The 14,439-nt window shown below is 69.5% G+C and carries 13 protein-coding genes; 7 read left to right on the plus strand and 6 right to left on the minus strand.

Translation table 11 applies throughout. The features are described 5' to 3' along the window. Positions 1-6 precede the first annotated feature (6 nt). On the minus strand, positions 7-867 hold the full coding sequence (locus tag ACGFNP_RS59640) for a hypothetical protein (RefSeq protein ID WP_393333885.1): 861 nt from the start codon (positions 865-867) through the stop codon (positions 7-9). Continuing rightward, a complete protein-coding gene (locus ACGFNP_RS59645) occupies positions 864-1,415 on the minus strand; it encodes an RNA polymerase sigma factor (protein WP_393333888.1) in 552 nt (183 codons plus the stop codon). The genes ACGFNP_RS59640 and ACGFNP_RS59645 overlap by 4 nt, the downstream gene beginning before the upstream one ends. 304 nt (positions 1,416-1,719) lie before the next feature. Between ACGFNP_RS59645 and ACGFNP_RS59650 the strand changes: the two genes are divergently transcribed. Then, entirely contained in the window at positions 1,720-2,685 is a 966-nt protein-coding gene (locus ACGFNP_RS59650) for a tyrosine-type recombinase/integrase (RefSeq protein WP_393333891.1), read from the plus strand. A gap of 108 nt (positions 2,686-2,793) precedes the next feature. Here the strand turns inward: ACGFNP_RS59650 and ACGFNP_RS59655 are convergent, their stop codons facing one another. Genes ACGFNP_RS59655 through pdhA form a run of 3 tightly spaced genes read right to left on the minus strand, consistent with a single transcriptional unit; the run spans position 2,794 to position 6,376 of the window. Continuing rightward, positions 2,794-4,296, minus strand: a complete 1,503-nt coding sequence (locus ACGFNP_RS59655; RefSeq protein ID WP_393333894.1) for a 2-oxo acid dehydrogenase subunit E2 — start codon at positions 4,294-4,296, stop codon at positions 2,794-2,796. 11 nt (positions 4,297-4,307) lie between these two features. Further along, entirely contained in the window at positions 4,308-5,288 is a 981-nt protein-coding gene (locus tag ACGFNP_RS59660) for an alpha-ketoacid dehydrogenase subunit beta (RefSeq protein ID WP_358319306.1), read from the minus strand. Next, positions 5,285-6,376 carry a pyruvate dehydrogenase (acetyl-transferring) E1 component subunit alpha gene (gene pdhA, locus ACGFNP_RS59665; RefSeq protein WP_358319309.1) on the minus strand — a complete coding sequence of 364 codons (1,092 nt, stop codon included), beginning with the start codon at positions 6,374-6,376 and terminating at the stop codon, positions 5,285-5,287. The genes ACGFNP_RS59660 and pdhA overlap by 4 nt, the downstream gene beginning before the upstream one ends. A 226-nt stretch (positions 6,377-6,602) precedes the next feature. Between pdhA and purS the strand changes: the two genes are divergently transcribed. From purS to purL, 4 genes are all read left to right on the plus strand, one after another. Then, positions 6,603-6,848, plus strand: coding sequence for a phosphoribosylformylglycinamidine synthase subunit PurS (purS, locus tag ACGFNP_RS59670; protein WP_358319312.1), 246 nt, complete (start codon positions 6,603-6,605; stop codon positions 6,846-6,848). A 222-nt stretch (positions 6,849-7,070) separates the two neighbouring features. Then, the gene (locus ACGFNP_RS59675) at positions 7,071-7,457 is read left to right on the plus strand and encodes an ATP-binding protein (protein ID WP_219532620.1); all 387 of its coding nucleotides are present in this window, start codon (positions 7,071-7,073) and stop codon (positions 7,455-7,457) included. Positions 7,458-7,593: 136 nt separating this feature from the next. After that, a complete protein-coding gene (gene purQ / locus ACGFNP_RS59680; protein ID WP_358319318.1) occupies positions 7,594-8,271 on the plus strand; it encodes a phosphoribosylformylglycinamidine synthase subunit PurQ in 678 nt (225 codons plus the stop codon). Between the two features lie 44 nt (positions 8,272-8,315). Continuing rightward, on the plus strand, positions 8,316-10,520 hold the full coding sequence (gene purL / locus ACGFNP_RS59685; RefSeq protein ID WP_393334035.1) for a phosphoribosylformylglycinamidine synthase subunit PurL: 2,205 nt from the start codon (positions 8,316-8,318) through the stop codon (positions 10,518-10,520). Positions 10,521-10,573: 53 nt separating this feature from the next. Here the strand turns inward: purL and ACGFNP_RS59690 are convergent, their stop codons facing one another. Next, positions 10,574-11,491 carry a hypothetical protein gene (locus ACGFNP_RS59690; protein ID WP_393333900.1) on the minus strand — a complete coding sequence of 306 codons (918 nt, stop codon included), beginning with the start codon at positions 11,489-11,491 and terminating at the stop codon, positions 10,574-10,576. A gap of 230 nt (positions 11,492-11,721) precedes the next feature. Between ACGFNP_RS59690 and ACGFNP_RS59695 the strand changes: the two genes are divergently transcribed. Further along, positions 11,722-13,740, plus strand: a complete 2,019-nt coding sequence (locus tag ACGFNP_RS59695) for an adenylate/guanylate cyclase domain-containing protein (protein ID WP_393333902.1) — start codon at positions 11,722-11,724, stop codon at positions 13,738-13,740. Positions 13,741-13,772: 32 nt separating this feature from the next. Beyond that, entirely contained in the window at positions 13,773-14,435 is a 663-nt protein-coding gene (locus ACGFNP_RS59700) for a Crp/Fnr family transcriptional regulator (protein WP_358319327.1), read from the plus strand. Positions 14,436-14,439: the final 4 nt, after the last annotated feature.

Raw genomic sequence — 14,439 nt, forward strand, 5'->3', positions numbered from 1 at the left:
GGCTGCTCAGAATCCGGGCGGCGGAGTCGCGGCCGGGTCCGGCACGACGTGCAGGACGATCACGCCGTCGTTGTAGGAATCCGCGCGCGCCACCGACGCGCCGGGATCGATGCGGGAAGCCGACACGTTCTCCTCGTAACGAACGCCTTCGTCACCGTTCCGCAGCGGCCAGTCGAACTCGTAGGCCACCTTCAAGTTACGCTCGCGCACGACGCGTACCGCCTCGGACACCGGACGTCCCTGAAGTTTCACCCCGGCCAGCGCCTCCCCCGGCCAGCTCGCATCGGCGGGGTAGGAGTACTTCTCACCGGGCTTCGCCGGGCGGCCCAGGCTGACCTCTGCGGGGCCCTTGATATCCGCGGTGACGATGAAGGACGTAATGCAGCCTGGGAGCCGTTCAGGGCAGTTTTCACCGGTGAATAGCGCATGTGCGTCGGGGTCGGACTTCTCGAAACCGAAGACGGTGCCCGGCTGCCGCGGCGAAACGGGGGTCAGCGTCACCGTGAGGTTGTCCAGGCCGACCTTGTGGAAGGCCTTCTTCAGCTCGGCGGGGTCAGGATCTCCATCGGTGAAGTAGAAGGCGTAGTCATCTCCGACGCGGTCGATCGTCACCGCCTGGCTGGCGTACACCTGCTCGGAGGCCTCGAACAGGGACGGCCCGACGACGATGGCTCCCACCAGGGTGGCGACCGCGGCCATGCCGAGCAGGGCGCGGCGAGGAGAGGGCAAGAGCCGTCGTCGGGCCGGAACGCGCTCCAGCGAGACGATCTGCACCAGCAGCGCGTCCGCCCCCGCGGTGGACGCGCTGCCGGCCAGGTCCGCATCCAGCGCCCTCGCCCGGTCCTTGAAAATCTGGTCGTTGTTCACCCTGACTCCTTCTGGATGAGCGGCCGCGACGCGAAACCGGCGGCCGATGGGCGGGTCTTTTCCAAGGCCTTGGCGAAGCGCTTGCGGGCCCGGTGCAGGCGGATCCTGGCGGCGTTGCGGGAGCAGTCCAGCACTGTGGCGATCTCTCCGGGGTCGAGCCCCTCCCAGAGAGCCAGGGCCAGCAGCTCACGATCGCTGTCGGCGAGCATGCCCATGGCCTCGTCCACGCCGTGCTGCTCACCGTGGCGAGAGGGGGCGGCGTAGAGCTGTTGGATCTCGTCGGTGAGCTCGGTGTGCCGGGTGAGCCTGCGCCGCTCGCTACGGCGGTGATTGGCCAGAACTCGCCGGGCCACGCCGTACAGCCACAGCTTGCCGGCCTCGCCGTCGGGGAACTCGGCAATCCGCTGCCAGGCAATCACGTAGGTCTCGGCCACAACGTCGGCGGCGTCCTCGGGCGAGGAACACCGCCGCACGGCATATCCGAGGATCTGCTCATAGGTTCGCCGGTACACCGCCTCGAACCAGGACCGCTCATCATGTTCACTCACGCGTCATCCTCGTCAGACCTTCCGTACGCTGAGGGCTTTCAACTCCTACGTGTCCGCGGGCGACGGCAAAATTTCCGGCAGGGTATGGCAGTTGAGCCGATCGGCGTGGACCGTGAGCCTGACATGCGGAAACACGGAGCGCGCCGCCAGATCACGTCCTCCGCCATCCACTCACATACGACACAGAATTTGAATTATCTGTCACACTGCTGGCCATCGGGTCGTGTCCGCCCATATCGGCGTTCGCCGCTGTGAGGGCGACTCGGCCACATTATGTGTCACACTGCCTGCCAGGAGGGTGCCCGTGTCCGTCGTGGCCTTCCCCAGCCAACCCGGCCCAGCCGCCGACGCGACGACCGCGGCCGGCATCGAGTCGGCGGCCGGGCGCTTCCTCGACTCCATCACCACGGCCACCACCCGCGCCGGTTACACCGAAACACTCGCCCGGCTGACCGCCGCGACCGGCCCCCACCACCAGGTCGCCGACCTGACCCCCGAGCACTACGCCGCGGTGATGGACCGCTGGAAGACCGCGGCCGCCGCCACCTGGAACCGGCACCTGTCCGCCCTGCGCTCCTTCACCACCTGGGCCCAGCGCCAGGACCTGCTGGACACCAACCCGGCCCGGCGCCTGCAGCGCCGCACACCCGCCCGCCGCGGCGACCGCTCCGTCCCGCGCACCCGGCTGGAGACGCTCTTCAACGACCCCGCCCACGCCCTGCGCGAACGACTGCTGTGGCGGCTGCTGTACGACACGGCCGCCCGCGCCGAGGAAATCCTTTCCCTCAACGTCGAGGACCTCGACCTGGAGTTCCGCCGCGCCCGCGTCGTCTCCAAGGGCGGCGCCATCGAGTACGTGCACTGGGCCACCCCCACCGCCCGGCTACTGCCCCGCCTGCTGGCCGGCCGCACCACCGGGCCGCTGTTCCTGGCCGACCGGCGTGCGCCCGTCTCTGGCCCGCGCGCCCCTGCATCCGCCGACATCGACCCCGCCACTGGGCGGGGGCGGCTGTCCTATCCGCGCGCCGAGTACCTGTTCAAGACCGCCTCAGCCCAGCTCGACCCGCACCGGCAGGGCTGGACGCTGCACCAGCTCCGCCACAGTGCTCTGCAGCATCTGGCCCACGCCGGCCGGACCGCGCCCGAACTGCGGGCCAAGAGCCGCCACCAGCACCTGGCCAGCCTCGACCGCTACGTCCGCCCCGGTGAAGAGACCTCCGCCCGCGTCACCGCCGAAGCCGGCCCCATCCAGCCCCGCCGTCCCCGCTGAACTCAGCTGCCGTGACCTACGTCTGTGCGCGGCCGCCCGCATTGCTACTGAGCCTCCTGGACAAGCCCGTCCTCACACAGACGAACGGGCCTTCGCGCCCGCCCCGGTTCAGCTCCAGGCGAGCATGCGGAGCGGGTCCTCCAGCATGGCGCCGACGTCGCGCAGGAACAGCGACCCCAGCTCGCCGTCCACGATCCGGTGGTCGAAGGAGAGCGCCAGGGTCGTGACCTTGCGTACCGCCAGTTCGCCGTCCACCACCCACGGCATGTCCCGTATCTGGCCGAAGGCGAGGATGGCGGCCTCGCCCGGGTTCAGGATCGGGGTGCCGGTGTCGACGCCGAACACGCCCACGTTCGTGATCGTGATCGTGCCGCCCGCCATCTCGGCCGGTTGGGTGCGGCCCGCCCTGGCGGTCTCCGCCAGCCGGCCCAGTTCGGCGGCCAGTTCGGGGAGGGACAGCTGGTGGGCGGACTTGATGTTGGGGACGACGAGACCGCGCGGGGTGGCGGCGGCGATGCCCAGGTTGACGTAGTGCTTGACCACGATCTCCTGAGCGGCCTCGTCCCACGAGGAGTTGATCATCGGGTGCCGCCTGGCGGCCGTGAGCACGGCCTTGGCGACCAGGAGCAGCGGCGAGACCTTGACCTCGGCGAAGTCCGGGAGAGTGCGCAGACGCCGGACCGCGTCCATGGTCTCGGTGACGTCGAGCTGGAGGAACTCGGTGACGTGCGGGGCGGTGAAGGCGCTGGCCACCATGGCCTGGGCGGTCATCTTGCGGACGCCCTTGACGGGGATGCGCTCCTCGCCCTGCTGGGGTGCCGCCTGAGGGGCGGGCCCCGCCACGGCGGCGTGGACATCGTCCCGGGTGATCGAGCCGTGGGGGCCCGAACCCGCCAGGCCGGCCAGGTTCACGCCCAGGTCCTTGGCCAGCTTGCGGACCGGCGGTTTGGCCAGGACGGCGACCTGCGACGGGCTGAGGTCCGTGCGGGCCGCGCCGCCCCCCACGGGACCCCGAGGCGCGCCGATCCCCGCCGGAGTGGCACCAGGTGCGGCGGAGACCTCGACGCGGGACGGGTTCGCGACCGGAGTGGCCGGGATCACCGGCGACTGGCCGGAGCCGGAGGGCTTGTCGGGGCGGGATTTGCGGGGGCGGCGTTTGGTGGCGCCGGTTTTGACGCCGTAGCCGACCAGGACCGCCTGGCGTTCCTCCTTGGGGGCGGGGCTGCCGTGGGCGCCGGGTTCGACGGCCCCCTCGGCCGGGGGTCGCGGGACCAGGTCGTCCGCCAGCGCCTCGATCCGGCCGGCCTCCTCTCCGGAAACGTCGTCCGCCCGGCCGGAGGTGTCGGCCGCTTGGCCGGAGGCGTCATCCGCCTCGTCCGTGTCGACGGCGATGATCGGGAGGCCGACGTCGACCGTCTGGCCCTCGTCGGCCATCAGGCCGGAGACCACGCCGTCCCAGGGGATCGGCAGTTCGACGATGGACTTGGCCGTCTCGATCTCCACGACGATCTGGTTGACCTTGACCGCGTCGCCGGCCTTGACGTGCCAGCGGACGATCTCCGCCTCCGTCAAGCCTTCGCCGACGTCGGGGAGCTTGAATTCACGTCGCATGAGGCCCCTCCTCAGTAGCCGAAGGCACGGTCGACGGCGTCGAGCACCCTGTCCAGGTCGGGCAGGTAGTGCTCCTCCAGCTTCGACGGGGGGTAGGGCGTGGAGAAGCCGCCGACGCGCAGCACCGGTGACTCCAGCCGGTAGAAGCACTGCTCAGTGATCCGGGCCGCCAGCTCGGCGCCGAAGCCGCTGTTGACCGGCGCCTCGTGCACCACCACGGCCCGGCCGGTACGGCGTACCGAGTCCATGACCAGCGGCGTGTCGAGCGGGTTGAGCGAGCGCAGGTCGATGACCTCGACCGAGCGCCCGTCGGCCTCGGCGGCAGTGGCGGCCTCCAGGCAGGTCTTCACCATCGGGCCGTAGGCGATCAGCGTGATGTCGGTGCCCTGGCGCACGGTCCGGCCCCGGTCGAGGGGTGGCCACCAGTCGGTGTCGACGGTGTCGACCTCGGCCTTCTCCCAGTAGCGCCGCTTGGGCTCGAAGAAGATGACCGGGTCTTCGCAGCGGATGGCCTGCTGGATCATCGTGTAGGCGTCGGCCGGGTTGGAGCAGGCGACCACGCGCAGCCCGGCGGTGTGCGTGAAGTAGGCCTCGGGGGACTCGCTGTGGTGCTCGACCGCGCCGATGCCGCCGCCGCAGGGGATGCGGACGACCACGGGCAGCTTGATCGCGCCGAGCGAGCGCATCGGCATCTTGGCGAGCTGGGTGATGATCTGGTCGGCCGCGGGGAAGACGAAGCCGTCAAACTGGATCTCGCACACCGGCCGGTAGCCGCGCAGCGCCAGGCCGATCGCGGTGCCGATGATGCCCGACTCGGCCAGCGGGGTGTCGATGACCCGGTCCTCGCCGAAGTCCTTCTGCAGGCCGTCGGTGACGCGGAACACGCCGCCGAGCTTGCCGACGTCCTCACCCATGATGAGGACCTTGGAGTCGTCCTCCATCGCCTTGCGCATGCCCTCGTTGAGCGCCTTGGACAGGCTGAGCACGCTCATGACTCGAAGCCTTCCAGGTAGGCGGCGTACTGGGCGCGTTCCTCGTCGATCAGCGCGTGCGGCTCGGCGTACACGTGGTCGAAGATGTCGAGCGGTCCGGGGTCGGGCATCGCCAGGCAGCGCCTGCGCAGGTCGGCGCCGAGCTGGTCGGCCTCGCCCTCGACCGAGTCGAAGAAGGCCTGGTCGGCGAATTCGTTCTTGAACAGGTACGCCTTGACCCGCTCGATCGGGTCCTTGAGCTTCCACGCCTCCAGCTCGCTCGCCACGCGGTAGCGCGTCGGGTCGTCCGTGGTGGTGTGGGCGCCCATCCGGTACGTGAACGCCTCGATGAGCGTCGGGCCCTGGCCTTCGCGGGCGTTCTTGAGCGCCTGCCTGGTCACGGCGAGGCAGGCGAACACGTCGTTGCCGTCGACCCGGAGACCGGGGAAGCCGAACCCGGAGGCCCGGCGGTAGAGGGGGATGCGGCTCTGCTTCTCCAGCGGCTCGGAGATGGCCCACTGGTTGTTCTGGCAGAAGAACACGATCGGCGCGTTGAACACGCTGGCCCAGATGAACGACTCGTTCACGTCGCCCTGGGAGGTGGCTCCGTCGCCGAAGTAGGCGATCACGGCCGCGGTCGCGTCGTCGCGCTGGATCCCCATCGCGTACCCGACGGCGTGCAGGGTCTGGCTGCCGATCACGATCGTGTACAGGTGGAAGTTGTGCTCCTTGGGGTCCCATCCGCCATGGTTCACCCCGCGGAACAGACCGAGCAGCTTCACCGGGTCGACGTCACGGCACCAGGCCACACCGTGCTCGCGGTAGGTGGGGAAGGCCATGTCCGCGTCGGTCAGCGCCCGGCCGGAGCCGATCTGCGCGGCCTCCTGGCCGAGCAGCGACGCCCAGATGCCGAGCTCGCCCTGCCGCTGCAGCGCGACGGCCTCCAGGTCGATGCGCCGGACGAGTGTGAGGTCGCGGTAGAGGGACCTGACCTCTTCTGGCTTGAGATCGATGTCGTAGTCGGGGTGCTCGACCCGCTCACCCTCCGGGGTGAGGAGCTGGACGAGCTCCGGGGGTGCTTGGGCACCACGAGAGGCGTCGACGGTCACGTGCCACTCCTGTGCGGTCAGGGCCGGGGTCGATGGGGTTGCCACCTTAGGCCAGCCTTTCGAGCGTCGGACCATGTGGTGGTGGTTCGTACGCGTTTGGGGACATGGTGGCAGACGTCACGGCCCTTCGCGCAAGCCCCATGCCCTCCCACTTCCCGTTGTGTTGCCTGCCACACGCGCCGGTAGGCTGGCTTTCCCATCTCCCGCCGCACCCAGGAGGAACGCAGTGGCGCGCGTCATCGTAGACGTCATGCTGAAGCCCGAGATTCTCGATCCGCAGGGCCAGGCCATCGCCCGCGCACTGCCCAGGCTGGGCTTCTCCGGAGTCGCAGCCGTACGCCAGGGCAAGCGCTTCGAGGTCGACCTGGAGGGGCCGGCCGACGAGGCGGCACTCGCGGACGTCCGAAAGATGGCCGAGACCCTGCTGGCCAACACCGTCATCGAGGACTACACCGTGCGCGTCGAACAGTAGAACGGCACATTTGACGCCTGGAAATACCCGCGACCGGCTAAAGTCGGGTTCGGGCGTGCCACAATGCCACGAGCTTGCCAACAGTAAATAACAACAACGTGATTTTGCGGTTAGCCCCGATTTCACGGGGAAACCTACTCCAGGTGACATTCCGGAGCCCGGAGGAGTCCGGTGGATATTGAGTTCTCGTTGGCGCTGCCCCGGGATGCGATCGGCATACCGATGGTCAGGCGAGTGCTGGGAGATGCGATGCGTTCGCTCAACGTGAGCGAGGCGTGCATCTCCGACATGCTGCTCGCGGTCTCCGAGGCGTGCTCCAACGCGGTACGCCACGGCGGCCCGGCCAACCGTTACGAGGTCACGGCCTCGATCGGCTCCGGCCGCTGCGATGTACGCGTTGTCGACAACGGGGTCGGCATCCCCTCGATGCCCCTGACCTTTCCACCCCCCGACACCGAGAACGGCCGCGGCCTGCTGATCATGCGCTCGGTCGTGGATGAGATCTCTTTCGGCATCACTCCCGGCCGTGGCACCACGGTCCACCTCCGCAAGACCCTCGCCTGGGAGGAAACGGCGAACCGCCGCTCCCGCGAGCTGGCCGCGGTCTAGCCGACTCTCAACCCCGCCACGGGCCGTCCCGACGGCCCGTCTCCACGCGTGGGTGTGATGACGCCGTTGAGTGGCATGGACGAGCACCAGATAGCCTTGCTGTGCACACCACGAAACGCTGGAGGAGACGCAAGACATGAGCGCCCGCGTGGGGGTAGTCACCTTTCCAGGAACTCTCGACGACCAGGACGCCGCCAGAGCGATCAGACTGTCCGGCGCGGAAGCCGTTCCGCTGTGGCACGCCGACCACGACCTCAAGGGTGTGGACGCCGTCTTCCTGCCCGGCGGCTTCTCCTACGGTGACTACCTGCGGTGTGGCGCCATCTCCCGGTTCGCCCCGCTGATGCGGGAGCTCGTCCCGGCGGCCCGTGAGGGGTTGCCCGTGCTCGGCACGTGCAACGGGTTCCAGATCCTGTGCGAGGCGCACCTGCTGCCGGGCGCGCTGACGCGCAACGCGTCGCTGCACTACGTCTGCCGTGACCAGCGGCTCCGCGTCGAGGCGACCGGCACGCCCTGGACCAACTCGTTCGAGCCCGGCCAGGAGGTCGTGCTACCCATCAAGCACGGCGAAGGCCGCTACGTCGCCGACCCCGAGACGCTCGCCGCGCTCGAAGCGGACAACCGCGTGGTCGTGCGCTACCTCGGCAACCCCAACGGCTCCCTCAACGACATCGCCGGCATCCGTAACGAGGCGGGCAACGTGGTCGGCCTCATGCCGCACCCCGAGCACGCCGTCGAAAACCTGGTCGGCGCGCCGAGCACGGACGGGCTCGGCTTCTTCACCTCCATCCTCAAGAAGCTGGTGAACGCGTGAGCACCGACAGCGTCAAGCGGGCCGTCGAGACACCCGCCGAGCCGATGCCGTTCGCCGAGCTGGGGATGAAGCAGGAGGAGTACGACCGGGTCAAGGAGATCCTCGGCCGCCGTCCCACGGGCTCCGAGCTGGCCATCTACAGCGTCATGTGGTCCGAGCACTGCTCGTACAAGTCGTCCAAGGTGCATCTGCGGCAGTTCGCCACCAAGGCCCCCAAGTCCGACGCATTGCTCGTCGGCATGGGCGAGAACGCCGGCGTCGTCGACATCGGCGACGGCTGGGCCGCCACCTTCAAGATCGAGTCGCACAACCACCCGTCCTACGTGGAGCCGCACCAGGGCGCCGCGACCGGCGTGGGCGGGATCGTCCGCGACATCATGTCGATGGGCGCCCGCCCGATCGCGGTCATGGACGCGCTGCGCTTCGGCGGGGCCGACCAGAACGACACCCGGCGCGTGCTGCCCGGCGTGGTCGAGGGCATCAGCAGCTACGGCAACTGCCTGGGCCTGCCCAACATCGGCGGCGAGGTCGTCTTCGACCCCTGCTACATCGGCAACCCGCTGGTCAACGCGCTCTGCGTGGGCCTGCTGCGCAAGGACCAGATCAAGCTGGCCACCGCGCCGGGGCCGGGCAACAAGGTGGTGCTGTTCGGCGCCTCGACCGGGCCCGACGGCATCGGCGGCGCGTCGGTGCTCGCCTCGGCGACCTTCGAGGACGAGTCGCACGCCAAGCGGCCCGCCGTGCAGGTGGGCGACCCGTTCATGGAGAAACTGCTCATCGAGTGCTGCCTGGAGCTGTACGCGGCCGACGTGGTCGTGGGCATCCAGGACCTCGGCGCGGCCGGCGTCTCGTGCGCGACCACCGAGCTGGCCGCCAAGGGCACCGGCGGCATGCACGTCGACCTCAACCTGGTCCCGCTCCGCGATCCCTCGCTCAGGCCCGAGGAGATCCTGATGAGCGAGTCGCAGGAGCGGATGATGGCCGTGGTCCGGCCGTCGGACATCTCGGCGTTCATGGCGATCTGCCAGAAGTGGGATGTCCCGGCCACCGTGATCGGCGAGGTCACCGACACCGGCCGGCTGGTGATGACCTGGGACGGCGAGACGATCGTCGACATCCCGCCCGGCACCGCCGCCGACGACGGCCCGGTCTACGAGCGGCCGTTCCACGAGCCCGCCGGGCAGCAGGCGCTCAACGCCGACACCCCCGACCGCCTCGACCGGCCCGCCGACCTGCGCGCCACCCTCCTGGAGCTGCTCGGCTCGCCGAACCTGGCGTCGAAGGAGTGGGTGACCTCCCAGTACGACCGCTACGTCCGGTCCAACACCGTGCTCGCCCAGCCCGCCGACGCCGGCATGCTGCGCATCTCCGAGATCATGGCCGGGGCCGAGCCGACGACCAGGGGCATCGCCCTGGCCACCGACGGCAACGGCCGCTACGCGCGGCTCGACCCCTACGCGGGCGCCCAGCTCGCGCTGGCCGAGGCCTACCGCAACGTCGCCGTCACCGGGGCCCGCCCGCTGGCCGTCACCAACTGCCTCAACTTCGGCTCGCCCGAGGACCCCGAGGTCATGTGGCAGTTCGCCGAGGCCGTACGCGGGCTCGCCGACGCCTGCCGGACCCTCGGCGTGCCGGTCACCGGCGGCAACGTCTCCTTCTACAACCAGACCGGCTCGACCCCGATCCACCCGACCCCGGTCGTGGGCGTGCTCGGCGTGATCGACGACGTGGCCAAGCGGGTCGCCACCGGGTTCGTCGCCGAGGGCCTGCGCATCGCGCTGCTCGGTGAGACGAAGGAGGAGTTCGGCGGCTCGGAGTGGGCGCACGTCGCCCACGGCCACCTCGGTGGCCTGCCGCCCGAGGCCGACCTGGCGGCCGAGCAGGCCATGGCCACCGTGCTGGTGGAGGCCGCCGCGCTGGGGCTCGTCGAGGGCTCCCACGATCTGTCCGACGGTGGCCTGGCCATCGCGCTCGCCGAGTCCTGCCTGGCGCGGGGCATCGGAGCGACGGTGGCGCTGAGCGGCGACGCGTTCACCGGCCTGTTCAGCGAGTCGTCGGCGCGCGCGCTGGTGGTGATCCGGCCGGAGGCGTTCGACCGGTTCGCCGCGCTCTGCGCCGACCACGAGGTGCCCTGCTACGGCCTCGGCACCACCGGCGGCACGTCGCTGGTGGTGGAGGGGGTGCTGGAGGTGCCGGTCGCGGAGCTGCGCGAGACGCACTCCGGCACGCTGCCCGCGCTGTTCGGCTGAGGTTTCCGCGAGGGCCGGTACGGGGTGCTGCCGTACCGGCCCTCGTCGTTCAGTCAGGACTTCTTGAGGCAGACCACGTAGACGGTGCCACTTATGCCGTGGTTGCCGCTGTTCTGGGTGGCCATGTTGTTGTTGTCGTCCTTGACTGCGGTGACCGACCAGCCCGAGCCGCCGCTGGGGGCGCTGCTGGTGACGTTGCCGCTGCCGCTGATGGTGAAGCCGCCGCCGGTCGCCACGTCGCCGCTGGAACAGGAGACGGAGCCGCTGCCCGAGCTGAAGGAGCTCGAACGGGTGTAGGTCGTGTAGGTGATGCCCTTACCGTCGGCACCGTCCTTGCCGTCCTTGCCGTCCTTACCGGGCAGGCCGTCCTTGCCGTTCTTGCCATCGGCGCCGTCCTTGCCCGGCAGCCCGTTCTTGCCGTCGACGCCGTCCTTACCGTCCTTACCGTCCTTACCAGGCAGGCCGTCCTTGCCGTCCTTGCCGTCGGCGCCGACCTTGCCCGGAAGGCCGTCCTTGCCGTCCTTGCCATCGATGCCGTCGGTGCCGTTCTTGCCGGGCAGACCGTCCTTGCCGTCCTTGCCAGGGAGGCCGTCCTTGCCGTCGATGCCGTTCTTACCCGGAAGGCCGTCCTTGCCCGGCAGGCCGTTCTTGCCGTTCTTGCCGGGGAAGCCCTGCCTGCCCTGGAGGCCGGTGTCACCCTTCGGGCCCTGCGGGCCGGTGTCGCCCTTGGTGCCCTCCGTGATCGTGGTCGTCGACTGACCGCCGCCGCCGATCACCATCCGGATCTCCGTCTTCTTGCACGGAGTGGTGGGGTTGACGATGCGGACGTACCGCGACTTCTTGTGCACGCAGGCGTACACCTCTTCCGCCGACGACGCGGTGGCGACTCCGCCGACGGCGAGGAGCGAGACGGCCAGCGCTCCGACAGTGGCGAGGGTGAGCGTGCGCCCACCGCGAATCTTGATGGCCACGGGTTTTCCTCCGAGGAACGTGTGTTGCTCAGGGTGAGCATGAGATTCACGTTTCAAACGTTCCAAAGGATGACAAGAACTACATAACGTGTTCATCACGCGACAATGCGTATGACGCTACTTGACGAGTCATGAAAGTCGGCTGTGGGTAAAAGGACGCATTGGCGGGCCTTGTCGGCCGTGGATAATCGGGACTGTTCGGGGGCGCACGTATTCCACGGAGGATGACCTTGCCGACCGCCAGTACCTACCTCCCTCCTGCCACGCAGCCGGTGCGCGGGGTGGTCTGGGCCATCCATCTGGTCCTGCCACTGCTCGGCCTCTGGCTGCTCCTGGCCCAGGACCACCTCAACATCATGTGGGAGCACCACTCCAGCCACTTCTGGATGATCATCGCGGTGGCCGGCATCAACGTGGTGCTGGGCACGATGATCAGCGAGGCGTCGCGCAGACGGCAGGACGCCCGGCTCTTCCTGGTCTCCATGGTGTTCCTGGCCAGCGCCGGGTTCTTCTTCCTGCACGGCCTGGCCACGCCGCAGGTCATCCTGCCGACCGGATCGATGGGGTTCGACCTCGGGCAGCAGGTCGGGCTCACGATCGCCTCGGCGTTCGCGTTCGTCTCGGCCTTTCCGCTGGGCGAGCGGGCGGCGCAGACCATACTGAAGTCCCAGCACGTCATCCGAGGCGTGCTCTTCGGGTTCATGATCCTCTGGGGAGTGGCCTCGCTGATCCCCGGGCTGACGCCGCTCAGCGAGCCGCCTCTCAAGGAGCCGGTCGACTGGCTCGTCTGGCTGTCGCTGCCGGGCCTGGGCCTGTACGGGGCAGCGAGCGTGATGATGTACCAGCTGCACAGGCAGCGGCCGTCGGCCATGCTGGTCAGCCTGATCACCGCCTACGCGCTGCTCGCCGAGGCCATGATCGCCGGGATGTCGCAGCTCAACTGGCACCTGTCCTGGTGGGAGTGGCACATCCTGCTGACGCTGGCCTTCGTCTTCGTGGCCTACAGCGCGTACCTGCAGTTCATGCGTGAGGGGTCGAGCGCCGGCCTGTTCGACTCGGTGGCGCTGTCGGCGACCGTGGCCCGCATCCAGCGGCAGTACGACGAGGTCCTGGAGGAGCTGGTCGAGCACGTACGGCGCGGCGAGCCGCTGGCGGCGACCCGGCTGTCGGGCAAGTTCCGGCTCACCGAGGGGCAGACCGCGATTCTCGACCGGGCCGGCGAGGCGCTGGCCAGCGAGCGCGAGCTCTCCCAGCGCTTAGGCGCCCTGGTGGCGGTGAGCGCCCAGACCCGCGTGCACCAGTCCGAGACCGACCTCCTGGCCACCGCGCTGGAACGCGTCCGCCAGGCGTACGGCGACGTACGGATCGGCCTGATCGCCGACGGCAGGACGCAGATCGGCTCGCGCGAGTACGAGTTCTCCGGAGACGCCCCGATCAGACGCGACAACCTGTTCGCCTTCCCGCTGACCGTCAAGGGCCACCTGGCGGGCGTGCTGGAGGTGCCGGTCGGCCGCACGTCGCAGGACGAGGCGCTGGCCGCCACCCTGGCCGGGCAGCTCTCGATCTCTCTCGAGAACGCCCGTCTCTACCAGGAGCTCAACACGCTGTTCCGGCAGTACATGTCGCCCGACGTGGCCGCCGCCCTGCTCGCCGACCCCGCCCAGGCGGCGCTCGGCGGCCAGATGAAGGAGCTCACCGCGCTCTTCGCCGACCTCAAGGGCTTCACCACGTTCTCGGAGCGGGTCACGCCCGGCGAGATCGTCGAGATGCTCAACCGCTATCACACGGCCGCGGTGCCCTGCATCCTGACCAACGGCGGCACGATCGTGCAGTTCGTCGGTGACGCGCTGCTCGCCCTGTTCAACGCCCCGGCCACGCAGACCGGCCACGCCAGGGCGGCCTGCCGGGCGGCCCTGGCCATGCAGGAGGCCGCCGCCGAGGTGGCCGAGGAGATCGCCTGGAAGCGGGAGGACGCGGAGGCGTGGCCGACGTTCCGCGTCGGCGTCAACACCGGTCCCGCCCTGGTCGGCAACATCGGCAGCCCGGAGCTGCGCGGCTTCAACGCGATGGGCGACTGCGTGAACGTGGCCGCCAGGCTGCAGGGCCTGGCCGAACCGGGCACGGTGGTGATCGGCGAGACGACCCGCAAGCAACTGGGCGTCGGCGTCACGGTGAACCCGCTGGGAAAGCTGAGCCTCAAGGGCAAGGAAGAACTCGTGGACGCCTACGTTCTGACGTCATTGACCTAGATGGGCGGTGTTCGTACCGACATAATCGGCGCATGAACCCAGATCCCGGCGAGTTCCTCTCCATGCTCACAGCCGACGATGTCGAGGAGATGCGCACCGCGGGACGTCCGCGCAGGTGGGATCGCGGAACGACCGTGATGAGCGAGGGCGACACCTCCGACTGGGTGCTCGTACTGACCGAGGGCCGGGTGAAGGTGTCGTCGCACACGAGCAGCGGCACCGAGGTCGTGCTGGCCGTACGTGGGCCGGGCGCGCTGCTCGGTGAGATGTCGGCCATCGACGGCTCCCCGCGTTCGGCCACGGTCACCGCGCTGGAACCGATCGCGGGCATGGTGATCCGCGACTTCCCCGCGTTCCTGCAGGATCACGGGCGTATCGCCGTACTGCTCATGCAGCTCGTCACGGGGCGGCTGCGCGACGCCGACAGGAAGCGGATCGAGTACGGCGCGTTCGACACCACGGGCCGGGTGGCGACCAGGCTGATCGAGCTGGCCGAGCGCTACGGCGAGAAGACCAACAGCGGCGTACGCGTGGCGCTGCCGCTCTCGCAGGACGAGCTGGCCGGGTGGACCGGGGCCTCGCGCGAGGCGGTCAGCAAGGCGCTGCGGACGCTGCGCGACCGCGGGCTGATCGAGACCGGGCGGCGGCGCGTGGTGATCCACGATCTCGAAGGGCTGCGCAAGCGGGCCAGGTGACCAC

This window comes from Nonomuraea sp. NPDC049269 (genome assembly GCF_043197155.1).
Taxonomy (GTDB): domain Bacteria; phylum Actinomycetota; class Actinomycetes; order Streptosporangiales; family Streptosporangiaceae; genus Nonomuraea.